The organism is Candidatus Pelagibacter sp. Uisw_113, from assembly GCF_047717815.1.
GTDB lineage: Bacteria > Pseudomonadota > Alphaproteobacteria > Pelagibacterales > Pelagibacteraceae > Pelagibacter.
The window spans coordinates 909,153-933,941 of sequence record NZ_CP159809.1; the positions used below are offsets into that span (position 1 = coordinate 909,153).

Genomic DNA, 24,789 nt, shown 5'->3' on the forward strand with positions numbered 1-24,789 from the left:
CCCTTTATGGTATTAGGTTCCCTTATATATCTTCTTATAAGGTTTGATCTACACATCTAGCCCTAGCATTTTCGTTTTCAGAAAAACCCATTAAAAAAAATATATTTAATTAGGTTTTAGGAAAAATATGGATGAATTTGATAAATCTTTGGAGAATATAAATAATATTGATATAATTAAATAATTGTGAAAAATTTTTTTAGAAAAGTCGCATTTGGATTAAAACCTGAAGAAAAAATTCCATCTGATCCATTAACTTGGGCTCAAAAACAAGTTGAAATGGTTCCAGAATTAAACTGGAAAGGCAAATTCATTTACTCAGAAAAAGAAATGAGGCAATATTGGATCACACAACGTGTTGAGGAAGATACAACTTTAAGAAAAAAATTTAAAAATGATCCTAAAGGTCTTGAATTAGCTGAACGTCAACTTGAAAATGATACAGGTGGAAAATTTTGGCAAAATAATGAAATAAGCATAAGACATGCTGAAGGGATTAGAAGCAATCATCCTGTACTCGCTAAACTTTGGTATTTTTGGAGTAATCATTTCACAATAAGCGAAACACAAAGATTACATCAATATTCAACTGGAGCTTATCAAAGAGAATTCATAAGAGCGAATATGGATAAAACTTTTGAAACTATGGCCATAGAAGGAACTATTGCTTGGCCAATGATAATGCATTTAGATAATAAAGATAATATTGGCCCTAAATCTGAGAGCGCTAGACAAGAGTGGAGACGAAAAGAAAAAAAACCTGCAACATTAAATGAAAACCATGCAAGGGAATTAATGGAACTTCACACTATATCTCCAAAGGGAGGATATACCCAAGGTGATGTTCAAGAGCTTGCAAAAATTATGACTGGATGGAGACCAAAGTGGTCAAAAAAGAAAGATCAAGGATCAGACATTACATTTATGAGAGATCGTCATGAACCTGGAAAAAAAAATGTTTTAGGAAAAGAATATAAAGTTGGGAAAAAAAGTTTAAAAATTGCAATTAAAGATTTAGTTAACCATCCTTCTTGTCGAGAATTTATCGCTACAAAACTTTGCAGATATTTAATAACTGATAATCCTACAAAACAAATGACTGCCCCAATTATCAAAGCATGGGAACAGTCAAATGGATATTTGCCAGAAGTACATAAAGCTGCAATCAAAGTAGCCTTTGAATATAATGATAAATACAGAAAATTTCAAAACCCTGAAAATTGGTGGTTACAAACTATTAATATGTCAGGAGCTACCTATGCATACCCAATACCTGAAAAAAGAATGGATAAATATAAATTGGGCAATATTGTTAGCGAAAGGTTAAGAGAACCTGATTGGCTACTAGAAGATATTGGATGCCATCCGTATAGATCTAAGCAACCCAATGGTTATTCAGATTTATCAAGTGATTGGCTTTCTACTGAATTAATTATTAGAAGATTAATGTATGCTAAAAAAGCTTTTCATAGATATAATTTAGAAGATCAAATAGATGACACTATTCATGAAAAAATTGTTCGAACAAACTTTGATAATCCAGATAAAATTTTGAAAATATTATCAAAAGCTAAAAGTAATGAAGAAAAGCACATGATTTTATTTAATTTACCAGAGGTATTAAGAGCATGAAGATATCAAGAAGAGATTTTTTAAAAGGTTCTGCTACAACTTTGTTTTTAGCAGGGTTTAATCTCCCAGCTTTAGCCGCATCAACAAGGAAAAAGAACTTAGTAGTAATTATGTTACGTGGAGGTATGGATGGACTTTGCGCGGTACCTATAATTGGAGATAAAAATTTTGAAAAAAGACGAAAAAATATCTTAATTGAAAATACAATAAAACTTAATTCTGATTTTGCATTACACCCAAGATTAATAGGATTTAATAAGTGTTGGAATGATAATACAGGATCAATAGTGCATGCAACAAGTATTCCATATACTCAAAGATCACATTTTGAAGGTCAAAATCTGATGGAGTCAGGTGGACGAGTTGCATACCAGGAAAAAACAGGATGGGTTGGAAGAGCTATGAAGCTTGCAAATCTTCAAGGAGATGGATTAGCTTTATCTTTACCAATGCCATTATTACTAAGAGGTATTCCGAAAAATAATAATTATTTTCCAGGAAGAGGCAAGTTACCCCGGGAAGCCACTTTGGATCTTTTAAGATCAGTTTATGCTGAAAGTTCTGAAGATGAACTTTTAGAAATGATGAATTATATCAAAAAAAGAAAAAATGAAGAGATGATGGGTGGCACAATGAACCATGGCAAGAGAAAAAATAAAAATCTTGCAAGACAAGCTGCTACATATTTAAGAAAATCAGATGGGCCAAGAGTTGCTGTGTTCGAAGTTAATGGTTTTGATACTCATGCTGCACAAGGTGGAGTAGATGGTACTCACACAAAATGTCTAGTTGAAATGGATGAAATTTTTAATAACTTGAAAGATAATCTTCAAGAAGCTTACAAAGATACAATTATTTTAACAGTTACAGAGTTTGGCAGAACAGTTAAGCAAAACGGAGGAAATGGAACTGAGCATGGATATGGAACAGCAATATTTATGGCGGGAGGCTTAATAAAGAAAAGCCAAGTTCATACTGATTGGCCAGGTTTAAAGAAGAAAGAACTGTATCAAGGTAGAGATCTTAATGCTACAATTGACGCAAGATCTGTCTATGCATCAGCAATGTCGACTGTATTTGATTTAGATTTCAAACGTATCCAAAAAGATGTTTTCTGGGGTGAAGATTTACAAAATCTATCAGATAAACTCTTCAAAGCTTAACATTAATCAGATTTCCCATTAAACCAGAATTGTTGTGTAAGGAATTTATTTCCACTGATTTTAACACAGTGGAGTTTTAAACCTTTTATCCCACTACGAAAGATAGGATAGTATTTCTTCTTTTTGTTTCCATAATCAGGTGTCTAGGTGATGGAATGATGGTTATTGAGCACTCGAAAATGTTATCAGTTTGTTATCAGTCAGTCCCACATAATCCTATAACTGATAAGGACAGTCCAGGCACCTGGTAACAGAACGCCCCTTCACACTCCTTTACTTCTCTTTATTTGTATTACTGATTGGTGTTTGGATTACTTTCGAGCTTAGTCTGGGCGTAATTTTTAATTTAAAAGTTTCTTTTTTGCTTTTGTAAACTCCTCTTTAGTCAAAGCTCCAGATTTAAATAATTCACTGAGATCTTTCAATTGTTTTGCTAAATCATTGTTAGCTGAAATATTCACCTTTTTCGAGCTCAACATTGGTTCAGTCATTTTGATTAATGATATTTCTTTTAATTTAGTGCAACCCATGCAGTCAATACCCATGAAATAAGGCCTATCATTATGAATAAACAAATACCACTGGCCAATTGTTTTAAGTGGTGGCAATGAAGCTTTATAATTAAATATTAAATATGGGTTATTATTACTATCTTTGCTTAATTTTATTTTACTAAATTTATAAAATTGTTTAAGTTCACCTAACCCTTCATTTAAATCTTTTATAAAATCTATTTTTCCAGCCTTCATTTCTTTTTCAAGGTCTTGAGCTGACATTTCATTAACTTCAAGCATAAATTCTTTAAAATCATTATTATCATTCATTAACTGGGTAATTGAAGTTCCTCCTTTAATAATAAAAGTTACAGACTCATACCCTTTTTTTTTTGATAATCTTTTTACTTCTTTTCCAATAAAATTTATCATTGCTTTTTCAGATTTAAGTTTTTTTCTCTCAAGCTTTTTAAGTATTGGTTCTAAAAATTTATCAGGATTTTCTATTAGTTCTTTTGAAAAATTTACTGAATTTGGTGTGCCTATATAAAACATCTCTGAGTTACTTCCAAAAAAATCTTCCCAACCATCAATTTCTTCAAACATATTTTGGCTAAGCTCACTATAGACGAAGTTGTCTGGAACATTTAAATTTATATCATCTGATAAATTAATAATTTTAGCTGGTAAAATATTGCACCACAACAAACCCAGAACCACGATTCCTAAAAGTTTTTTCATATTATTTAAATCAATTAATCAACAGGCTTAAGTTTTGGATTGATATTTCTGTCCACTTTTTTAATTGATTTTCCTCTTCTAACTTCATCATAAAAAACAACTTGAGTTCGCATTTTGCGATTTTTGAGTTCTTTATACTTACTAATTAAATTACGATATATACCATGCTTAAAATATATTCCTTCTGGTTTAAAAAAAATTGGAGATCTTAATATTTCCACTTTTTTAATACCATCTACCCATGCATCTATTCTTTTATTTTTAAAATCTAGACAAAAGGAAATATCCGTCCAAACTTCTTTCATTTTTCTTAGTGGTTTTAATGTAGTATATACTGATTTATCAATAACGTCTGTTGCTGAACCACTAAGTTCGTGCCAATTAAAAAACAAATATCCTTTATGTGCATCAATTTGAATCAAAGGTGGAAAAGAAGCTAGACCACCTGATGCTGTACCAGTTGGACCACCAATTTGATGAACTTGGCCTAAAGTAGTGCTGGCTGGAGCTACATCAAAAAAATCTTTAGATAACATTAAACTAAATCCATAACATTGTTTTCCTTTTGGAGCCTGTCTTGGTTCTGTTGAAAACTCAACTCTTTCTCGATCAGTGTCACAATCACTCCAAAAATCATCTCTAAAGCAATCACCATCTCTAAGTTCAAATCGCTGAAAATATTTTCCAGCACGTGCTTTTGTTTTATCTTTAATGTATTGAAAGTTATAATCATTATGATCCATAAAGTTTTTATGAAACTTAAATCCACTCTTCTTGGTTTTGAAACCAAATTTTCCCTCTTCATCTTTAAATGTTCCAGACAAAGCCAATGTTGGGATTAACAGCAAACCCAGAACTATGACTCCTAAAATCTTTTTCATGAACCAATACACTACCAAACCTCTAATCAGGTGTCTAGGTGATGGAATGAGGGTTAATGAGCACCCAGAAATGTTACTGGTTTGTTACTGATTTTATCCCAGACAATCCTATAACTACGATTCCTAAAATCTTTTTCAATAATTAAATTTATCCATAATTGATTAATAAAATTATTACAGTGATAGTTATTAACACAGCACTCACAATAATATAATTCAACCTAATATTAAATTTTTTGAAAACTATTTCAGTAATTTTTTCCCAGAACACTACAATGAGGAGGACAATTATAACTGGCAGAATAAATTTGATCATTTCTAATTTTTTAAAATTATAGCAATGTAACTACATAAGAAAAAAATTGACAAACCTGCAAGATATTTTGTTTCCCTGGTTTTTCCAAATTTTTTATATTGGATTATACTTAATAATATAAATGTTATTGAGGTAATCAAAAAATATATTGGTTCAATAATTCCATCTAATGTAGCCATAATAAACTCTACTAAATCATAAATTGGGTATCTAGGTGTGGAATGGTCGCTAGTTAGAATTCAGCGATTCTAGGTACTTTTTTCTTTAGTCTATAATCCCTGCTAAATTTTTAGCAGCCTTTTTTTTGGATCCTACAGTTAATCCTTTGACATAGGCTGTGGCTATTCTTTCTGGATTTTTAATATTTCTTTTTTTAAATTTTTTTAATAAATCTTTGTAATTAGGTTTTCTAGGCATTACTTCGGAGCTTTTTTTGTAGTGGGTTTTTCGAAATCCTCTGTCATATCAGCAATCAGTGGTCGAAAGAAACTTGTAGCAATAACTATGAGTGCAGAAATTATTAGTAAGGCATCAAACTTAACTAGATCGACAATAACTTTTGTAGTGCCTAAAATAACATGAACTAGCATTGTTAAAAACATTGCACCTATCCATAAATATATTACTGAAAATTTATATGGTTTAGCTACTAGTCCAGCACCTAACAAAGCACCTATTATAAGAATAATAGGATCAGTTCCGATAGCCACTAAACCACCCAAGAATGAACTAATGAAAGCTATGTTAGCTACATAACCAGCAGACAAAATTATAATATTCGAAACTATGATTAGGTAGGAGAAATATAATAAAGGTTTGTTCATTTAAAATTCCCTATCAGTTTTTTCATTTATTTTGCCCCACCTTTGCATCTAAGAGATCCTTTATAAAGATCTGGGTGAGTTAAATTACCTCTCTTTTTTCTACAAAAAATATCGTAAGGATCCCATGGATCTTCTGCAGTTGGTGTAACAAAAACGCTCTTAGCTAAATCAGGACATCCTTCAATATCATGTCTATAATAAGTATCATTTCGACTATCGAGTGATGATGTGACGGTATTTACTCCAAGAATATCAGAACCTTTTACGTGTGTACCTTTATAAGTTCTTTTACCACACCCATAAGCAGCGCCCTGTGAGTGAAGCAGTTCATGAAGAATAATTAAATCCATGTCTGGTTGTCCGTAAGTTTTAACTGCAGGTGTATAAATTACCATCATGGGCACATAACCTTCGCCACCATCACTATTTCCATGTTTTGTTTTAAAACCTGCAAATGTTGCATAAACTTTTTTAGGATTATCAAACCCCTTTTGTCTAAGATATGGATAAATAATGTTGTTAGGGTAATCAGGTAAATCTAATTGTTTTTTTGAAATATTCATTCTAACAAAGGTTACATCCAGTTTTCCTTCTTTAGTCATATCTAATTTAAACTGCTGCCCTATGCCATTTGATTTTTTATTTTTTGCAGAGAATTTTAAAAATTTATCATTTACTCTATTTACCCTTTTTTCAATCCAGCCACTAGTATCTAGTTCACTATCTTTGCCGTCTAATGTTAATAAATAGATAAAATGAATTTGATAATCATCACTTACATCAGGTTGATCTTCAAAAAATCTTCCTGGTCTTTTATCTAATTGTGCTTGCTTTTCTTGTTCTGCTTTTGATTCAGCTGATTCCGATTCTTTAGGTTTTGAAGGTTTTGCTGGTCCGTCAAGGTTCCAAACGATTTTATCGTCAATAGCAAATATAAAACAATCTTCTTGAGTGTATTTAGCTGCAGCCTTCACACATTTTTTGTAAGCTTTCTTATGAAGCTTTTCATTAATTTCTTTAACGTAGAGTGACCAACTTGCCCAACCACCATTATTACTAATAGAAACATATGTAATTAAATGTTTGTTTTTTTTTCTTACTTGTGCAAGATTTTTATAATACTCGCTTTTCACATCATTAATAGAAGCAATAGGACCAGATCCAGGTTCATTAACACCTGCATAAGCGTTCCCACTCAACAATAAACCCAGAACAATGATCCCTAAAAGTTTTTTCATTTTTTATAACAATATATCATTTATAGATGTACTCCACACAGGGTCTGAATGCTTATCCCAATAGAGTTTGTGAATATTTTTTGTAACATCCCCTACTGTTCCTTGTTTAATATTTTCCCCACTTATTTTTGTTATTGGCATTACACCTCCTGCTGTTGAGGTTGCAAATAATTCTTTAGATGATTTTAACATTTCAATAGTTATAGATTTTTTATTAACGTTAATATTTAGTTCTTTTGCTAAATCAAAAACTGTTTGTCTTGTGACACCTTCTAATACTCCATGGTCTGGTGTATTAATTCCATTTTCATCAACAGAAAAAATATTAAAGCCTGGGCCTTCAGATATATTGTTATCCTCATCTACCAATAAAGCAGTATGATGTCCTCTGTCGTACGCATCAAGCATACCCGTAACTAGATCCATCCAATGATAATTTTTGATAGTTGGATCAATTGAACTTGGAGGGATTCTTGTTATATCAGTCAAATATACATCTAATCCTTTTTCAAAATCTTCTGGCCTAAGTATCCAGCCGAATGGTACTGCAAAAGCCATAAAGCGCGGTGTCGCTTTACGAGGATCTCTAACAAAATTTGGAGACATTCCTCTTGTTTGTATCATTTCAACATAAGAATCCTCAAGGTCAGCTTCTTTAACACAGCCTGCTAATATTCTTCTTATTTTTTCACGACTAAATCTACATGGTATTCTGAGTTTTTCTGTTGATTTAAAGAAACGATCAATATGTTTATCTAATTGAAAAAATCTACCCTTCCAAACATGAACAACGTCATATGTTGCGTCAGATCTTAAAAAACCCCAGTCTAAAATAGGAATTTTTGCTTCAGAAAGTTGAATGAATTCCTCATTCATCCACGCCGATCCTTTTGGAAAAATATCACTCATGAACCAACCCTACTAAAACTCAAAACAGGTGTCTAGGTGATTGAAGGAAGTTTATTTAGCATTCGAAAATGTCTCTAGTTTGTTTGAGAAATCGTTTCTAAAAGTTGATCAACATCACTTTCTTTAGTATTCCAAGCAGCAACAAGTCTTACTGCCTTTCCATCAAGCTCTTCTTGATTCATTTTATAACCTTCTGAATTAAGGTGCTCAATAATAGGTTTTGGAAATTTAGCAAATACTTCATTTGCTTCTGTTGGGTAGGCTAATTCAATATTCTGATTAGCATCTAATCCTTCACTTAATTTTTTTCCCATTAAATTTGCATGTTTTGCATTTCTTAGCCAAATATCATTTGAAATATAAGCTTCTAGTTGAGCTGAAACAAATCTCATTTTTGAAAGTAAGTGTCCTGATCTTTTCATTAAGAAGGGGAGATTACCTACTAATTCTGGTTTAAAAAATATAATTGCTTCTGCTGCGATACATCCATTTTTAGTTGCACCAAAAGATAAAACGTCTACTCCAGACTTCCATGTCATTTCAGCAGGAGTTGCATCAAGTGCCACTAAAGCATTGGCAAACCTTGCCCCATCCATATGCATTTTTAAATTATGTTTATGAGCAGTTTCAGATATGGCTGCAATTTCATCTAACTGATAAACTTCACCTGTTTCACATAATTGAGTAATACTTACTACAGAAGGTTGTGTGTGGTGTACAATACCAACTCCTCCAATATTTTCAGATAACTCTTCTGGTGTAAATTTTCCATTAATTCCATTTAAAGGTACAAGTTTTGCACCACCCGTATAAAATTCAGGGGCCCCACATTCATCTGTATTGATATGGGAATGCTTGTGACAATAAATACTCCCAAAAACTGGTGTCATTGCTGATAAAGCTAAAGCATTAGCGGCTGTACCTGATGCAGTTGGATAAACAATCACATCTTTTTCAAAAATTTCGGAAAACTTATTTTGTAAGTTCGTTGACCACTCATCATTACCATATGGAGTACTGTCTCCTTCATTAGCTTTTATAATTGCGTCTAAAACTTCAGGACATGCACCCGCTACATTATCAGAGGCAAATTTAACTCGCTCTCTTTTTGTTTTAATTTTAGATGTCATAAATATTATTGTTTTGGAAAATAATCTTTTAGCTCACCTTCTCGGTAAACATCTGCTGTACAGCAATGAAGACCTCCACCAAATGCATAAGCATCTCTCATCTCTACTGGTATTACTTCCATTCCTAATTTGTCTAATTGTTCTGCTTGATATACTTCACTTTTTTCAACACAAACTGTTTTTGGATCTAATACTAAAACATTCATTGAAAGCCAAGTTGAAGAATAACATAGTGGTGGTGGTTCATTATGCGCTGGTTGTGCACTATCAATAATTTCCCAACCATTATTTTCAAATAATTTTCTTTGTTCTTTTGGTAGTCTTCTTTGTGGATTATTAATAATTAAACCTTCTTTAATTGGTGTAAATGTTGCATCAATATGAATTGGATAAGGATCACCGGGAAAATTAACAATATGAACTCTATGATCTTTGTAATGTCTTTTAAGCCAATCAATTCCTTTAAGATTAGTTGTAAAACCATGTTGAACTACTAAATCTTTACCAAATCTTAAAACATCTGCAGCATCAAATAAAGGTTCCTCCTCAGTAGTTACAAAAAACTTATCTTCAGTCCATTCTAATCTTTTTTGGATACCAATTTTATCTGACAGATAATCTTTTCTGTAATCTGCATTAGTTAGTCTTGGTTTAGGAGCAGCTTCATGTCTCATATTAGGATCTTCATCATAATATTTTTTTAACAAAGGTCTGTAACAGAGGTATTCAAACCATCTACATCTATAACTCATCGTTGCTTCTAAAATTTCACTTCCAACAGTTAATAAAACATCTCTAGGCGGCATACAGCCAAACATTGTTTCAGCTTCCCAATCTGGTGTTGATGTTTTTTTACTAAAATCTATTGGGTCCGGTCTATCAACTTTAATTCCTCTTTTGATTAACATGTTTGAAAAATCATCAAGTAATTGATTTGCTTTATCAACTGTATCTTTTGTTCTTGGTCCAAATTGTCCACGCATATCAGAATCTTCTGGAACTTTTGCGTCTAATGCTGGTTCTGGAGCTGGTATACAAGTGCCATCTGCCTTACCAACAATTACATGTTTTAAAGGATCCCACTCATTCCAACTATTGACTACAGTTTTTTCACTCATAAATTTATTATTTGATAATATTATGTTCTGGACCAAAAGGAAACTTAGTAATGTTTTCAGCATTATCTTTCCCTATAACTAGGATGTCATGCTCTCTATAACCTCCAGCTCCTGGCTTTCCATCAGGTATCATGATCATAGGCTCCATAGAAACAACCATATTCTCTTCTAACACAGTATCTATGTCCTCTCGTAATTCTAATCCAGCTTCTCTTCCATAGAAATGAGATAAGACACCAAATGAATGACCATAACCAAATGTTCGGTAATGAAGATAACCAAGCTCAGCAAATAACTCATTCAACTCATGGCAGATAGCAGAACATTTTACACCTGGTTTAATTAACTCTAGTCCTCTTTTATGCACTTTCACATTTGCTTCCCACGCTTTTAAAGAGGCATCATCAATTTTATCTACAAAAAGAGTTCTCTCTAGGGCTGTGTAGTATCCTGAAATCATAGGGAAAGTATTTAAAGAAAGAATATCTCCTGATTTTAATTTTCTATTCGTTTTTGGGTTATGTGCACCATCTGTATTTAATCCTGATTGAAACCAAACCCAAGTATCCATATACTCTGCATCTGGGTAGGTTTTAGCAATTTCACGCTCCATTCTATCTCTACCTGCTATTGCAATTTCAAGTTCACTTTCTCCAATTTTAATATTCTTTACAATCTCTTCACCACCAAGATCAGCAATTCTTGCACCATTTTTAATAATTTCTATTTCCTCAGCAGATTTGATCATTCTGAGCTTCATTAAATCTTTTGAAACATCACTGAAAACTGAAAAAGTAAAAATAGACGTGAATTTTTCTTTAACATCTAGGGTTACATGATCATTTTCAATGCCAATATTCTTAGGAGGTTCATCTCTTCCAATAATAGCAACTATTGCTTTTAAAAAATTATCTCTTTTCCAATCAGTATAAATTACATTATCACTATGTGATCTCCGCCAAGGTTGGCTTGCATCTATGTTTGCTGAAATTGTAGAAATTTTATTAGCTGTTACAACGCAACCATAAGGCCTGCCAAAAGAACAATAAATAAACCCCGTATAGTAAGCAATGTTATGCATTGAGGTTAAAATAACCATATCAAGATTATTTTTATTCATTGTGACTCTTAGATTAATTAATCGTCTTTGATATTCTTGGCCTGTAAAAGGTAGTTTAGCCTTCTCACCGTTTTTTAAATTAAAAAAATCTGGTCTTTCCATTATAATTAATTAAGAGCAATAAACCGTCTATTAGTTTTAATTGTAAGACTGTAATATATGATAGACATAAAAAGGAAGAAGCCTCCTATTATCGTATTAGTCGACGGTATTTCATTAATTCCTAAAATTGGAATCCATACCCAAAAAATTCCACCTATTACCTCTGTTAATGAAAGTAAGGTAAGCTCTGCAGCTGGTATAGCTTTTGATCCAATAGAATATAAAATTAAACCCATACAAACTAACGTTCCATGTATAGAAAATAATGCTCCGTTATAACTTGAGGACAGGAAAACCATATCATTAGTTAAAATAACTATTGTTGCGACCACAAAACAAAAAAGACCAGCAAAAGCTACCGTTGTAAATTTTGGTGTTTCTTTATTCCATCTCAAGGTAACTGAAAAAACTGAAAAACCAATTGAAGAAGTCATTCCAAATATTAGTCCTAATAAAGAATTTTTTTCTGTATTACCCAAAGCTATTATTATTATTCCAATTGTTGCAATTATAATTGCAACCCAAACATTGAGTGAAATTTTTTCTTTTAAAAACAAAAAACCTAGTAAGGCTGTAAAAAATGGCATTGCAGCTAGACAAAGTAAAGTAACTGCGGCACTGGTATTTGTAATGGAATAAATGAAGGTTATCATTGCAATACCTAGTCCAGTTCCACCAATTATGCCCGAAATTCCAATTTTTAAATAATTCTTGTAAAAATCTTTTCCTTCCTCAAAGAAAAGGTAAAGATTTAAAATCAAAAAGATTGTGAGGCCACGTGCAAAAATATATTGCCATGGAACTAAATTGGGTTGATCCATGTATCTTACAACTAAAGGTCCAAAGGACCATATAAGACCCGCTAATAAAACTACTGGAATTGCAATTTTTTCATTTTTTAGCTCAATCATAATTGATATTTAATGGTAATTATTTAGCACTACAATAAAAATGAGGTCTATTTAAAGATATTAATATTTGAGCCAATGGGAGAGTAACAGTCAATTAGCTCCCCTTTTTTGAATATAGATTGTCCATCTTTGAATAGACCCCATACATTTGACACTACAAATGATTTAATTCTGAAAGATTCTTGACCTTTTAAAACCTGTAATTCTATTTTTCCATCATTAGTTGAGGTTAATTTTGCTTTTAAAAATCTAATAATCTTTTTACTCTTAGAATAACCATTTTTTAATTTAGCTTTAAATGGTTTTTCAGCTTTAACCCCTAGAATATTAAGCAGATAGGGGTAAACAAAAAACCTAAAGCAGGCAGATGAAGAAATAGGATTACCAGGTAACCCAAAAATAGCTTTTTCAGTTTTCTTAAATTTTGCAAACAATACTGGTTTACCAGGTCTAATCGAGACACCTTTAAAAAAATTAGATAAACTAAATTTTTTAATTATGCGGGGAACAAAATCATGTTTACCTGCAGATACAGCACCTGATGTGATTATAATATCTATTTTAGATTTAAAACTTTTTTCTATTTTTTTTTGAAAAAGTTTTTCATCTTTGTCCCTTAAAACACCACCATCTATAAAGTTAAATAAGAAATTATCAGATAAGGATTTTATGTAATGACTATTAGAGTTTCTAACTTTCCAATTAGCAATATTTTTACTATTAGAAATTTCATTTCCTGTTGAAAAAAATAAAATATTGGGCTTTTTTTTAACTTTAATGTTCACTATGCCTAATGTTTTAAAGGCTAATATATGAGAAGGTTGAATAATAGTACCTTTTTTGATTATTAAATCTCTTTTTTTATAATCTGATCCAGCATATCTGATGTGTTGGTTGTCTTTTATTTTTTCATTTATTACAATAAATTTTCTATTTTTATCAAAAACAATTTTTTCTATTGGAATTATAGTATCAAAATTTTTAGGTATAAGAGCACCTGTCATTACTTCTACAGCTTCAAACTTATTTGTTTTTTTTAATGATGGATTATCCCCCGCAGATATAGTTTTTAAAATTTTGAAGTTTTGTGAGTTACTTTTATTTAATTTACTTGTATCTTTTGAATTAATCACAAAACCATCAAATGCAGCATTAGTTCCTGCTGGATAATTTACAGCTGAATAGATATCTGTTACATTAATCCTATTTAATGACTTTGATGAGTTAATAATTTCATCTTTAATCTTTATCTTTGATTTTATTAAAATTTTTTTAGCTTCTTTATAATTAATCATTTTAATTTTTTTTTAGTATTTTTTTTGCTTCTTCTAGATCTTCTTTAGTATTTATATTAAAAAAAGGATCAAATTTTTTAGGTTCAATATCAATTGTTTTTACACCTATTTTATTTGCCCAATCCTCTACTTTTCTAAAATTATTATTAATCAAATCATTTTCAAGTGATTTTAGTAATTCAATTGACCATAAGCCAAAAATATTGTGTCTTTTGTTGTTTGACTTAACAAAATATAACAGGCTATCTTTTAGTCTAATTCTTTTTTGGTACTCATCAATTATTGATATTTCAAAAAAAGGTGTGTCTGATGGAAATGTTGCAATCCACTGATACGATTTTTGATTTTCTTTAACCCATTTCATTGCACTCAGAACTCCTGCTAATGGTCCAAAGTCGTCAAAACAATCAGGAATTATTGTTACATTTTTTATTTTTTTTGTATCTATACTGTGGCTTGAGACAATAAGTATCTCCTCATATCTATTGCTAATTTTTAATAAAACGTGTTCTAACAATGTTTTATCACCAAGTTTTGTCTTGTTTTTATCTTCACCAAATCTCTTTGACTTTCCACCAGCTAGCACAACAGCTAAAATATTGTTATCTTCCATAAATCAAAATATAAAACATTAATCTCTTAATTAAAGAATTATAATGGACTTAGAAATTTTAGAAATTGCATCTAATACCGAAAACCACAAAGTGCTTAAAAAGCATACACATCAATCAAGGAATAAAAACCCTTTATGTGGTGATGAGATGGAAATTAGCTTAATGGTTAAAGACAATATTGTTCAAGATATGGGGTATCAGTGTAGATCATGCATTTACTGCCAAGCCTCAGTTAGTTTGCTTTCAAGATGGGTTATGCAAGTTCCGATAGAAAAAATTTCAGATTTTGTCTTAAATGCAGAACTTTTTTTTGATAAAAATTTTGATCAATTAAAAAAAAATAATATAAAAGATCTTAAAGATTTTAAAAAAATAATGAATCCAGAAAATATTTCTAGAAAAGAATGTTTGTTGCTTCCTTTTAAAACTCTTTCAAAAGCTCTAAAACTTTAAATTAACAATAAAGATAAAAAAATATGATAAATACAATAAAAGAAAATTTTAACAGAGCTTTATATGCTTTAATATTTTCAATAATTACCATTGGAACTCTTTCATTTTTAAGTTTTGAAACTCCCTATGGATTGTTTTTAGCTGGATCATTTGGATCTTCTATGGTTTTACTTTTTGGGTATCCAGAAAGCCCTTTTGCTCAACCTAAAAATGTTTTTTTTGGACACTTAGTAACATCTATAGTTGGTGTATTAATTTTAAAATTTCTACCCATTGATCAATTTTTACAAATAGCTATTGCTGTAGGTCTTGGTATTTTTGTAATGATACTACTTGGTGTAACTCACCCACCAGCAGGAGGAAATCCTATTGTTATAATACTTGGTGCGGTCTCATATGATTTTTTATTAAATCCAATTATTTTTGGTTCTATAATAATAATTGTTTATGCAGTTATTCTAAATCGTTTCATTTTAAAGAAAAACTACCCAAGTAGTTGGAAAAGCTAATCTTTTCCTTGTTTCAAATTTAGCTAGTTTAAATATACTAGTTAAATGAATTCTAATTATAAAGTCATAAAATTTAGATCTAATAAATCGAAAGAGGTTAATGATCAAATATCCATTGAAGAACCACTTCAAATAATACTCAAATATAAAGATAAAAAAAATTGGATAGAAAATACTATATCCATTACAATGAGAACGCCTGGAGATGATGAAGATTTAGTTACTGGCTTTCTTTTTAATGAAAGAGTAATTGAAAAAATCAGCCATATAGAAAATATTGAAGCAAGTGGCGAGCCTGTTGGACAATACAAATTAAAAAATAAAGTTATAATTACAATAAATAATTCAGAGAATATAGACATTGATAAAATAAAAAGAAATTTTTTGACTAATTCCTCATGTGGGGTGTGTGGAAAAACATCTCTTGAGTCTTTAGAAATTATTAAGAAAGATAAAATATTAAAATCTATCCCTAAAATACATCATGAAATTATAATGAAATCTCCAGATATATTAAGACAAAACCAATCTGAATTTTCAAAGACTGGTGGCATTCATGCTAGTGGGCTATTTAATGAGAGTGGAGAAATTATTGCCTTAAAAGAGGATGTGGGACGACATAATGCTTTGGACAAGCTAATTGGATTTGTCTTAAAAAAAAATTTACTTGATAATAGTTCTCAATTTCTAACCTGTTCTGGAAGGCTCAACTTTGACCTTGTTCAAAAGGCACTTATGGCAAATATAGGTGTCTTGATTGGCGTAGGTGCGCCAACCAGTCTCGCTATAGATTTAGCTAATAAGTTTGACATTACATTAGTTGGTTTTGTAAAAGAGGATAGCTTTAATATTTATAGTAATAATGAGAGAATTATAATAAAAAATTAAAAAATTTTAATAGGGTAATATGTGTCAAAAAATATAAGTAACTTATCAGGCAGAATTGGTTTAAAGAAAAACCTATTTGAGAAAATCTCTGAAAGATCCCTAAACTCTAAAGATGCAAGTGGCATTCAAGAAATTGCTAATGAATATCATATGGGTGTATCTACTATTCATGGTGCTGAGAGTTTTTATGAATTTTTAAGACCAGCACACAGAGCCAAAAAAGCCTTTGTTTGTAATGGAAGTGCTTGCATGTGTTCTGGAACACAAGAGTCTTTAAAGAAAAAATTAAAAGAAAAATTAGGTGATGACAAGGTTGGTGAAATGTTTTGTCTTGGTCACTGTTATGAAAATAAAGCCTTTCATTATGATGGTGAAAACTATGCTGGTAAAGATATTGATAAAATTGATGAAATAATTAAAGGAGATAAAATTGAGCAGGAAAAATTTTTCTCAAAAAGTTTTGCTTCAACAAGTTTTTTAATGGATGATAAGCTTTCAAATTTAGATCAGTTTAAAGATATTTTAAATAAGTTTATTAATACAGATAAGCAAGAAATTATAAAATCACTATTAGATTCAAATTTAACGGGCAGAGGTGGTGCTGGTTTTCCAGCTGGAATGAAATGGGACTTTTGTAGAAAAGCAGAATCTGAAAAAAAATATGTTATCTGCAATGCTGACGAAGGAGACTCTGGTGCATTTTCTGATAGATACTTATTAGAAGATCAGCCACTAAAAGTATTATTTGGAATGATCATCTGTGGTTATGTTATTGGAAGTGATGAGGGTGTTTTATATATTAGAGGAGAATATCCAAAATCTATTGAAGCTATAAATGGATGTATTAATTCTTTAAAAAAAGAAGGATTATTAGGTGAAAATATTCTTGGAACAAATTTTTCTTTTGATCTAAATATTTGTATTGGACAAGGAGCATACATATGTGGAGAAGAAACAGCTTTAATTGCATCAATTGAAGGAAGAAGAGCAGAAGTTGATGTCAGACCGCCCTTCCCTGTTACTGAGGGACTTTATAAAAAACCAACAGTTGTTAATAATGTTGAAACTTTAGCTGCTGCTACTGGTATACTTATAAATGGAGCTGATAAATTTTCAGCAATTGGAAATAAAAAATCTGCAGGTACAAAATTAGTTTGTTTTGATAGTTTTTTTAATAATCCTGGTGTTTACGAAGTTGAAATGGGAACTCCAATGAAAAAAGTTTTAAATGATATTGGTGGAGGTTTTAAAGAACCTATCAAAGCACTACAAATTGGTGGCCCATTAGGTGGGGTTATACCAATTTCTGAAGTAGAAAAATTAAATCTAGATTTTCAAGAATTTACTGCTGCTGGTTTCATGTTGGGACACGCAAGTATAGTAAGTATTCCAAAAGATTTCCCAATGGTTGAGTATATTCATCATTTATTCGAATTCACAGCTGAGGAATCATGTGGAAAATGTTTCCCAGGTAGACTTGGTTCTTACCGTGGTAAGGAAATGTTTGATCAAGCAAAGAATAAAACTGCTAAAATTCCATTAAAACTATTAAATGAACTGCTAGTAACAATGAAAAAAGGCTGTTTATGTGCTTTATGTGGTGCAATACCTACGCCTATCATGAATATATTAAAATATTTTGGTGATGAAATGAAGGATGATATGGTCAAAGATAATTAATGAGCTCAGAAAAAAGAAAAATCGCATATATAGATGGTAAGCCATATGAAATTGGTCCTAGCCATACTTCTGTTTTAAAATTTGTAGAAAGCTATCTTGGTGAAAAAAAGGTTCCTGCTTTATGTAATGATCCAAACCTAGCACCTTATGGAGCTTGTAGAGTTTGTTCGGTTGAAATTGCTTTAGTTAAAGATGGTCCAACTAAAGTTGTAGCCTCATGTCATACACCAGTTGGTGAAAACCAACATATTTTTACAAACAATGAAAATTTAACTGCTTTAAGAAAAAATATTGTTGAACTAGTTTTAACCGACCATCCAATGGAATGTGGAACTTGTGAGGTTAATAATAACTGTGAACTTCAAGATGTTGCTAACGATTTAGGCATATCAGATCATAGATATAATGCACCAAAACAACATAAAGGTATTCCAAGAGACAACTCTCATGATTACATGAGAATGAATTTAGATAACTGCATTAATTGTGGAAGATGTGTCAGAGCTTGTGATGAAATTCAAGGTTCATTTGTTTTAACAATGAGTGGAAGAGGATTTGAGTCTAAGATTACAACAGATAATGATGCATTATTTGGGGACTCGTCTTGTGTATCTTGTGGAGCTTGTGCACACACTTGCCCAACAGATGCCATCTCAGATGTATATCAATCTAAATCAGTTGCTGTTGATGAAAAAGTAAGAACGACTTGTTCTTATTGTGGAGTTGGTTGTAATCTAGAAGCTTCAATTAAAGATAATAAAGTTGTTGCAATTTCTACTCCTAAAGAATCTGAAGTTAACGCAGGTCACACTTGTATTAAAGGAAGATATGCTTTTGGATTTTATGATCATCCTGACAGATTAAAAACTCCTTTAATTAAAAGGAATGGAAAATTTGAAGAAGCTTCTTGGGATGAGGCATATGATTTTATTAAAAAAGAATTAAATAGAATTACCAAAGCTAATGGACCAGATGCAGTTGCTGGTATTTCTTCAGCAAGATGTACTAATGAAGAAAATTATGTTTTCCAAAAAATGATTAGAGCAGCGATAGGAACTAATAATATTGATTGCTGTGCAAGAATTTGTCACTCACCTACTGCGTGGGGAATGCAACAAACATTTGGAACTGGAGCAGCTACGAATTCTACAGAAGATATTTACCATGCAGATTTATTTATGGTGATCGGAGCAAATCCAACAAATGCTCACCCAGTTACTGGTGCTAAAATCAAGCAACAAGTAATGAAGGGTAAAAAATTAATTGTATTAGATCCAATTACTACTGAGCTTGCTAAACTTGCTGATTATCATATTAAACTTAGACCAGGAACAAATGTGGCCATATTAAATATGATGTTGCATTATATAATGAAAGCAAACCTTTATGACAAAGACTTTGTCAGAGATAGAACTGAAGGTTTTGCAAATTTCATTAAAGAAATTGAAAGACAAGATATGGATCAACTAGCGAAGGTTGCTGGTGTTGAAAAACAACTTGTTAAAGAAGCTGCAATTGCTTATGCAACAGCTAAAAACTCTATGGAATTCCATGGTTTGGGAGTTACAGAACAAGAGCAAGGATCTAAAACAGTAATGTTAATTGCTGATCTTGCAATGATTACAGGAAATATTGGTAGAAGAGGTGTTGGTGTTAATCCATTAAGAGGACAAAATAATGTTCAAGGTGCAGCTGATATGGGCTGTCAACCACATCAAGGTGCAGGATATTACGAGGTAGCAGATAAAAAAATTCAAAATTTCTACACAGAAAAGTATGGTGTAGTTCATCCAACAAAAGCTGGCTTAAAAATTCCTGAGATGTTTGATGGTGCAATTAATAAAGATGTTAAAGCTGTCTGGATTATTGGAGAGGATATTGTTCAAACAGATCCTAATAGTGCGCATGTTATAGATGCAATGAATGCATTGGAATTATTAGTAGTGCAAGAAATTTTCATGAGTGAGACTGCAAAACTTGCAACTGTAGTATTGCCTGGAACAACCTTCCTAGAGAAAAATGGAACCTTTACTAATACTGAAAGGAGAATTCAAAGAGTTAATGCAGCGGTACCTCCTCTGCCTGGTACAAAAACAGATGGAAATATTGTAACTGATATGATGCAAAAATTAGGTTTTGATCAGCCAACTTATGACGCTGATCAAGTTCTAGCAGAAATTGCAGATGTGGTTCCTTTCTTTAAAGGTGTAACAAGAGAAAGACTTGGTAAAATGGGATTACAATGGCCTGTCCAAGAAGATGGAACAGATACTCAAATTTTACACAAAGAAACTTTTAAAATTGGAAAAGGACAGCTTAAAAACTTTGACTGGAAAGAATCTAATGAGATAGCAACTAATAAAAAAGATTATCCATTAATTTTAACCACCAGTAGAGTTCTTCAACATTATAACGCTGCTACTATGACAAGACGTACAAAAAATATTAATATAGTTTCTGAAGATCTATTATTAGTTCATCCTAATGATGCTAAAAAGAGAGAATTAAATACTGGTGATATTGGTAGACTTTATTCTGGTAGAGGTGAGGTGGCTTTAAAAGTCGAAGTTACTGATAAAGTTAAAGAAGGAATTGTATTTACAACATTCCACTTTCCAGAACACATGGTTAACATGGTAACTGGTCATGGAAAAGATGAAGAGACAATGTGTGCAGAATACAAAGTTTCTTCTGTAGAAATTCAAAAAATATCCAACCAATTTAAAACAATTGTTAGTCCTAAAGAAAATCAAGCTGATATTAAAAGTGTTTAAATATTAAGATGCATTCCTCTGCACTACTCAACTTAGAAAATTTTTTTTCTACTTATTTAAAAAATTTTAAGCATCCAAAAATATTAGATTTTGGAAGTCAATCTTTATCAGATCATATTGGAGCAAAAGTTTTATTAAATAAAATGAATATAAAGTATGAATACACTGGAGTAGATATTGAAAAAGGAAATAATGTAGATATTGTCCTAGAAGACCCCTACTCATTTAAAGAAATCCCTGACGCATCCTATGATGTAATTATTAGTACTTCAGTGTTTGAACATGTTGAATTTTTCTGGCTAACTTACTTGGAAATACTAAGAGTTTTAAAACCTAACGGAGTTTTTTATTTTAATGTGCCTTCAAATGGTGATTTTCATCGATGGCCTCAAGATTGTTGGAGATTTTATCCAGACAGTGGTAATGCATTGATCAATTGGGCTAAAAGAAATAATTTCAACCCTATCTTATTAGAGTCTTTTGTAGCAAATCAATTTCTTGAATGTGGTTGGAATGATTATGTTTCAGTAACTTTAAAAAATGAAAAATATTTAAATACTTTTAATGATAGAATTATTCATAAGCACAAAAAATTCTTAAATGGAATTGACCATAATAAAAAGCTTTATAATTTTTCAAATAAATCGGAAGATCATAAAAATTGGGGTTTTCGTTTGTGGTATAGGATAAGAAAAAAAATTGATAAATTAAAGAGATCTTAAAATTGAATCTTGATAACATTGGCTGGACATTTGATAATACTTATTCAAAACTGCCTAGTGATCTACTAACTAAACAACATCCTATTCCAGTAAAATCTCCTAAACTAATAATCTTAAATGAGAGTTTATCTAAAGACTTAGATTTAGATTTTACAAAGATTAATGATCAAAATTTATCTCAGCTATTTTCTGGCAATATATTGCCATCTGGATCTAACCCAATTGCTCAAGCATATGCGGGACATCAATTTGGTCATTTTACGATGTTAGGTGATGGTCGAGCAGTTCTAATGGGTGAACATCTTTCTAAAAAAAAAGAAAGATTTGATATTCAATTTAAAGGGTCTGGAAAAACACCCTACTCAAGAAGTGGAGACGGACGCGCTGCATTGGGACCTATGTTAAGAGAATATATAATAAGTGAATCAATGCATGCTTTAGGTGTTCCAACAACAAGAAGTCTTGCTGTAGTAAAAACTGGGGAAAATGTAATTAGAGAAACACATTTACCAGGTGCGGTATTAACTAGAATTGCTGCTAGTCATATCCGTGTAGGAACTTTTCAATATATTGCAGCTACACAAAAACAGCAAAATTTAAAAATCCTATTTGATTACGTAATCAATCGACATTATCCCAATATAAAAAACTCTAAAAACCAAGCGTTAGATTTATTAAAAACAGTAATGAATAAACAAATTGATTTAGTTATTGACTGGATGCGAATTGGATTCATTCATGGTGTGATGAATACTGATAATGTATCAATTTGTGGTGAAACAATTGATTACGGACCATGTGCTTTTATGGATACTTATAATCCTGAAACAGTCTTTAGTTCAATTGATCAACAAGGAAGATATTCATTCTCAAATCAACCAAAGATTATTAAATGGAACTTAGCAAGATTTGCAGAATGCATCATAACACTTATAGACGACAACAAGGATAGAGGTATAGAAATTGCAACTGAAGCAATTAATTCATTTGAAAAGATTTATGAAGAAAAATGGCTTAACATGATGCGTGATAAATTAGGGTTATTTGGTGAAGATATAAATGATCAAATTTTAATTATGGAACTTCTAACATGGATGCACAAAAATAAGGCTGATTACACTAATACTTTTTGTTTTTTAATGAACGAAAAATTTTCTGATAATAAAATTTATAATGATGAAAACTTTCTTATTTGGAAAGAAAAATGGCAAGACCGCTTAAAATTAAATAATAACAGTCAGGAAAAGTATTTAAAACTAATGCATTCAGTAAACCCAATAATTATTCCAAGAAATCATAAAGTTGAAGAAGCATTAGCTGCTGCTAATGATGATAACTTAGAAGTTATGAATAAATTACTAACAGTTCTAGAAAAACCATATGAAAAACAAAATGATATTACAGATTTTCAATCGCCTCCACCATTAAGTAATAAAAATTATCAAACTTTTTGTGGTACTTAAAAATTTTATTTAAATTTTTTCCATTTAGAGACAGGTGTCATTAATTGCTCTAAATCTGAAGAGTCTTTAGCTGTCAAAGATATATCTGCTGAAATAGATATTCTTTCATTATTTTGGACATTTTTAAAAGTTCCATGCATTGTTTTAGAGGGAAATATTATTATTTCATCTTCATTTGTATTTATATTTATACTAGATGAATTTGTAATATCTCTTTTTTTAAATAAACCTCTTTTACTTATAGATGGTGAGGAAAATAACCCTTGTAAAAATTCATTGTGACCATTGGTGTCTACAAAATAAATACTTGCATCGCTTTCTTCTTTTTTTAAATAAAAAGCAAAAGATAAATGTGACTGTTTATGTGCATGGGCATTTATACCTTGTTTGCCTCTAGAAACTGTTGCCCAGGCTCTTTGAAAATAAAAATCTAACTGATTTAAATCTAATTCAAATAAACCAATATATTTCTTAATATGTTTTTCAACCTCTTGGAAAAAAAAATCAAATTTTGGATTTTCATAGAGATACTCATGTCCATGTGTGTCTCCTGTCCAAGAACTATCTTCGCTAATAATTCCTCTCTTAATAGTGTTTTCATACATTTGTTTTATTTCAGAAAGCATCACATGTTTAATATCTTTTGGTAAGTCGATTTTAGAACGATAAATTGAGAGAGGGAAAATATTTATTAATTGATGTTCCATTTACAAAACATAGGGTTCTGGTCTTGCATTATTTCCTAAAACTCTTTCGACAGAAAAATCACTTATATCAATCGTTTGATAAGATCCTGTTGAAATCAATTCAGTAAGTGCTCTACCTATTCCAGGAGCTTGCATTAAACCTCTGCCTGTAAATCCTGAAGCCATATATACATTTTCATATTTAGGGTGTTTGCCTACCACTGCATTATTGTCTAATTTGTTACAATCATAATAGCCAGCCCATCCACCAGTTAATTTTAATTCTTCAAAAGCAGGAATTCTTTGTGCTAATGCAGGCCATACCAATTCTTCAAAATCATTCCAAGCTGGTTCTAAATCAGTAGCATCAAATACTGAGTTGGGTGAACCTGCCAAATACTCTCCACCCTCAGGTCTCCAGTAGACACCAGTCGTAAGATCACCTGTTAATGGCATTTCTTTAATATATTTAGGACATTTAACTCTAAAAACTGTATGTTTTTGAGGAACAACAGGGATATCTTTCAATAATTCTTTTGTCCAGCATCCTGCAGCAGATATTATTGTTTTAGCTTTGATATCAGAAATATTTTTTACTTCGCCTTTAATGAATTCTGCACCTAATTCAATTGCCTTACTCTTTAAGGCGCCATGAAACATAAAAGGATCAATCCATCCTTCACTTTGGTTGTCTGTATAAGTTGCTGTTTCAATACCTTCACCATTTATATAGGGAAATATTTTTGATAGTTCGGAACCTTTGATATTTTTAGTTCCAGCATCACAAGCTTTGTGATTTTTTAAGGCTTTATACTGTTCCTCAGCATGCTCTGGACCAAACATTAATAAATAGCCATTTGTAACCATACTCGCTGTTGGATTGGGATTTTTTTCAGTTTTAAGTAATTCTGGTATTTGAAAAATAAATTCTCTAGCAAACTTTCCTAATAATATGTTCTCTTTTTGAAAAAACTGCCTTCTAAATCCACCAAGTGATAATGGAAAAGAAGCTGTTTTATAAGTTGGATCTCTTTCTATAACTTTAACTTTTCTACCTTCTTTAGATAAAAAATAGGCTGTAGCAGTTCCTATTATTCCACCACCAACTATTACAACATCATCCATA

The 24,789-nt window shown here is 31.2% G+C and carries 23 protein-coding genes; 9 read left to right on the forward strand and 14 right to left on the reverse strand.

Annotated elements, in window-relative coordinates; all coding sequences use genetic code 11:
* Positions 1-186 precede the first annotated feature (186 nt).
* Complete coding sequence (locus tag ABXT39_RS04970; protein WP_415294638.1) at positions 187-1,632, forward strand: DUF1800 family protein; 1,446 nt, start codon at positions 187-189, stop codon at positions 1,630-1,632.
* The gene (locus tag ABXT39_RS04975; protein ID WP_415294639.1) at positions 1,629-2,795 is read left to right on the forward strand and encodes a DUF1501 domain-containing protein; all 1,167 of its coding nucleotides are present in this window, start codon (positions 1,629-1,631) and stop codon (positions 2,793-2,795) included. The genes ABXT39_RS04970 and ABXT39_RS04975 overlap by 4 nt, the downstream gene beginning before the upstream one ends.
* A gap of 341 nt (positions 2,796-3,136) precedes the next feature.
* Here the strand turns inward: ABXT39_RS04975 and ABXT39_RS04980 are convergent, their stop codons facing one another.
* The 12 genes from ABXT39_RS04980 to ABXT39_RS05035 all read right to left on the reverse strand — a co-directional run bounded on the left by ABXT39_RS04980 (position 3,137) and on the right by ABXT39_RS05035 (position 14,487).
* On the reverse strand, positions 3,137-4,030 hold the full coding sequence (locus ABXT39_RS04980) for an SHOCT domain-containing protein (RefSeq protein WP_415294640.1): 894 nt from the start codon (positions 4,028-4,030) through the stop codon (positions 3,137-3,139).
* A 14-nt stretch (positions 4,031-4,044) separates the two neighbouring features.
* Positions 4,045-4,911, reverse strand: coding sequence for a heparin lyase I family protein (locus ABXT39_RS04985; protein ID WP_415294641.1), 867 nt, complete (start codon positions 4,909-4,911; stop codon positions 4,045-4,047).
* A gap of 580 nt (positions 4,912-5,491) precedes the next feature.
* A complete protein-coding gene (locus ABXT39_RS04990; protein WP_271525710.1) occupies positions 5,492-5,644 on the reverse strand; it encodes a hypothetical protein in 153 nt (50 codons plus the stop codon).
* A complete protein-coding gene (locus ABXT39_RS04995; protein ID WP_415294642.1) occupies positions 5,644-6,051 on the reverse strand; it encodes a hypothetical protein in 408 nt (135 codons plus the stop codon). Before ABXT39_RS04995 ends, ABXT39_RS04990 begins: the two co-directional genes overlap by 1 nt.
* 26 nt (positions 6,052-6,077) lie before the next feature.
* Positions 6,078-7,289, reverse strand: coding sequence for a hypothetical protein (locus ABXT39_RS05000; protein ID WP_415294643.1), 1,212 nt, complete (start codon positions 7,287-7,289; stop codon positions 6,078-6,080).
* Between the two features lie 3 nt (positions 7,290-7,292).
* Positions 7,293-8,198 carry an aminotransferase class IV gene (locus tag ABXT39_RS05005; protein WP_415294644.1) on the reverse strand — a complete coding sequence of 302 codons (906 nt, stop codon included), beginning with the start codon at positions 8,196-8,198 and terminating at the stop codon, positions 7,293-7,295.
* 74 nt (positions 8,199-8,272) lie between these two features.
* Positions 8,273-9,328 carry a threonine aldolase family protein gene (locus ABXT39_RS05010; protein WP_415294645.1) on the reverse strand — a complete coding sequence of 352 codons (1,056 nt, stop codon included), beginning with the start codon at positions 9,326-9,328 and terminating at the stop codon, positions 8,273-8,275.
* Positions 9,329-9,333: 5 nt separating this feature from the next.
* Positions 9,334-10,446 (reverse strand): serine/threonine protein kinase, encoded by a 1,113-nt coding sequence (locus ABXT39_RS05015; RefSeq protein ID WP_415294646.1) that lies wholly within the window; start codon positions 10,444-10,446, stop codon positions 9,334-9,336.
* Positions 10,447-10,453: 7 nt separating this feature from the next.
* On the reverse strand, positions 10,454-11,668 hold the full coding sequence (locus tag ABXT39_RS05020; protein ID WP_415294647.1) for an aminopeptidase P family protein: 1,215 nt from the start codon (positions 11,666-11,668) through the stop codon (positions 10,454-10,456).
* Between the two features lie 5 nt (positions 11,669-11,673).
* Positions 11,674-12,579, reverse strand: coding sequence for a DMT family transporter (locus tag ABXT39_RS05025; protein ID WP_415294648.1), 906 nt, complete (start codon positions 12,577-12,579; stop codon positions 11,674-11,676).
* A 47-nt stretch (positions 12,580-12,626) separates the two neighbouring features.
* Positions 12,627-13,874 carry a molybdopterin molybdotransferase MoeA gene (locus ABXT39_RS05030; protein ID WP_415294649.1) on the reverse strand — a complete coding sequence of 416 codons (1,248 nt, stop codon included), beginning with the start codon at positions 13,872-13,874 and terminating at the stop codon, positions 12,627-12,629.
* 1 nt (position 13,875) lies between these two features.
* Positions 13,876-14,487 (reverse strand): molybdenum cofactor guanylyltransferase, encoded by a 612-nt coding sequence (locus ABXT39_RS05035; RefSeq protein WP_415294650.1) that lies wholly within the window; start codon positions 14,485-14,487, stop codon positions 13,876-13,878.
* A 43-nt stretch (positions 14,488-14,530) separates the two neighbouring features.
* Here ABXT39_RS05035 and ABXT39_RS05040 point away from each other — a divergent pair, with 43 nt between their 5' ends.
* The 7 genes from ABXT39_RS05040 to ABXT39_RS05070 are packed head-to-tail and all read left to right on the forward strand — an operon-like array spanning position 14,531 to position 22,977.
* Entirely contained in the window at positions 14,531-14,941 is a 411-nt protein-coding gene (locus ABXT39_RS05040) for an iron-sulfur cluster assembly scaffold protein (RefSeq protein ID WP_415294651.1), read from the forward strand.
* 23 nt (positions 14,942-14,964) lie between these two features.
* Positions 14,965-15,450 (forward strand): HPP family protein, encoded by a 486-nt coding sequence (locus ABXT39_RS05045; protein WP_415272112.1) that lies wholly within the window; start codon positions 14,965-14,967, stop codon positions 15,448-15,450.
* Between the two features lie 45 nt (positions 15,451-15,495).
* Positions 15,496-16,338 (forward strand): formate dehydrogenase accessory sulfurtransferase FdhD, encoded by an 843-nt coding sequence (fdhD, locus tag ABXT39_RS05050; protein ID WP_415294653.1) that lies wholly within the window; start codon positions 15,496-15,498, stop codon positions 16,336-16,338.
* Between the two features lie 21 nt (positions 16,339-16,359).
* Positions 16,360-18,018, forward strand: coding sequence for an NADH-ubiquinone oxidoreductase-F iron-sulfur binding region domain-containing protein (locus tag ABXT39_RS05055; protein ID WP_415294655.1), 1,659 nt, complete (start codon positions 16,360-16,362; stop codon positions 18,016-18,018).
* A complete protein-coding gene (gene fdhF / locus ABXT39_RS05060) occupies positions 18,018-20,792 on the forward strand; it encodes a formate dehydrogenase subunit alpha (RefSeq protein ID WP_415294656.1) in 2,775 nt (924 codons plus the stop codon). The genes ABXT39_RS05055 and fdhF overlap by 1 nt, the downstream gene beginning before the upstream one ends.
* Positions 20,793-20,800: 8 nt before the next feature.
* Complete coding sequence (locus tag ABXT39_RS05065) at positions 20,801-21,514, forward strand: class I SAM-dependent methyltransferase (RefSeq protein ID WP_415294657.1); 714 nt, start codon at positions 20,801-20,803, stop codon at positions 21,512-21,514.
* Positions 21,515-21,516: 2 nt separating this feature from the next.
* Positions 21,517-22,977, forward strand: coding sequence for a protein adenylyltransferase SelO (locus ABXT39_RS05070; protein ID WP_415294658.1), 1,461 nt, complete (start codon positions 21,517-21,519; stop codon positions 22,975-22,977).
* 5 nt (positions 22,978-22,982) lie between these two features.
* Here ABXT39_RS05070 and ABXT39_RS05075 read toward each other — a convergent pair whose 3' ends face one another.
* Positions 22,983-23,684, reverse strand: a complete 702-nt coding sequence (locus ABXT39_RS05075) for a TIGR02466 family protein (protein WP_415294660.1) — start codon at positions 23,682-23,684, stop codon at positions 22,983-22,985.
* Positions 23,685-24,788, reverse strand: a complete 1,104-nt coding sequence (locus ABXT39_RS05080) for an NAD(P)/FAD-dependent oxidoreductase (protein WP_415294661.1) — start codon at positions 24,786-24,788, stop codon at positions 23,685-23,687.
* Position 24,789 lies beyond the last annotated feature (1 nt).

Coding starts and splice junctions, on each gene's coding strand:
- ABXT39_RS04975 (WP_415294639.1), top strand. CDS start 1,629: ATGAAGATATCAAGAAGAGATTTTTTAAAAGGTTCTGCTACAACTTTG.
- ABXT39_RS04980 (WP_415294640.1), bottom strand. CDS start 4,030: ATGAAAAAACTTTTAGGAATCGTGGTTCTGGGTTTGTTGTGGTGCAAT.
- ABXT39_RS04985 (WP_415294641.1), bottom strand. CDS start 4,911: ATGAAAAAGATTTTAGGAGTCATAGTTCTGGGTTTGCTGTTAATCCCA.
- ABXT39_RS04990 (WP_271525710.1), bottom strand. CDS start 5,644: ATGCCTAGAAAACCTAATTACAAAGATTTATTAAAAAAATTTAAAAAA.
- ABXT39_RS04995 (WP_415294642.1), bottom strand. CDS start 6,051: ATGAACAAACCTTTATTATATTTCTCCTACCTAATCATAGTTTCGAAT.
- ABXT39_RS05000 (WP_415294643.1), bottom strand. CDS start 7,289: ATGAAAAAACTTTTAGGGATCATTGTTCTGGGTTTATTGTTGAGTGGG.
- ABXT39_RS05005 (WP_415294644.1), bottom strand. CDS start 8,198: ATGAGTGATATTTTTCCAAAAGGATCGGCGTGGATGAATGAGGAATTC.
- ABXT39_RS05010 (WP_415294645.1), bottom strand. CDS start 9,328: ATGACATCTAAAATTAAAACAAAAAGAGAGCGAGTTAAATTTGCCTCT.
- ABXT39_RS05015 (WP_415294646.1), bottom strand. CDS start 10,446: ATGAGTGAAAAAACTGTAGTCAATAGTTGGAATGAGTGGGATCCTTTA.
- ABXT39_RS05020 (WP_415294647.1), bottom strand. CDS start 11,668: ATGGAAAGACCAGATTTTTTTAATTTAAAAAACGGTGAGAAGGCTAAA.
- ABXT39_RS05025 (WP_415294648.1), bottom strand. CDS start 12,579: ATGATTGAGCTAAAAAATGAAAAAATTGCAATTCCAGTAGTTTTATTA.
- ABXT39_RS05030 (WP_415294649.1), bottom strand. CDS start 13,874: ATGATTAATTATAAAGAAGCTAAAAAAATTTTAATAAAATCAAAGATA.
- ABXT39_RS05035 (WP_415294650.1), bottom strand. CDS start 14,487: ATGGAAGATAACAATATTTTAGCTGTTGTGCTAGCTGGTGGAAAGTCA.
- ABXT39_RS05040 (WP_415294651.1), top strand. CDS start 14,531: ATGGACTTAGAAATTTTAGAAATTGCATCTAATACCGAAAACCACAAA.
- ABXT39_RS05045 (WP_415272112.1), top strand. CDS start 14,965: ATGATAAATACAATAAAAGAAAATTTTAACAGAGCTTTATATGCTTTA.
- fdhD (WP_415294653.1), top strand. CDS start 15,496: ATGAATTCTAATTATAAAGTCATAAAATTTAGATCTAATAAATCGAAA.
- fdhF (WP_415294656.1), top strand. CDS start 18,018: ATGAGCTCAGAAAAAAGAAAAATCGCATATATAGATGGTAAGCCATAT.
- ABXT39_RS05065 (WP_415294657.1), top strand. CDS start 20,801: ATGCATTCCTCTGCACTACTCAACTTAGAAAATTTTTTTTCTACTTAT.
- ABXT39_RS05075 (WP_415294660.1), bottom strand. CDS start 23,684: ATGGAACATCAATTAATAAATATTTTCCCTCTCTCAATTTATCGTTCT.
- ABXT39_RS05080 (WP_415294661.1), bottom strand. CDS start 24,788: ATGGATGATGTTGTAATAGTTGGTGGTGGAATAATAGGAACTGCTACA.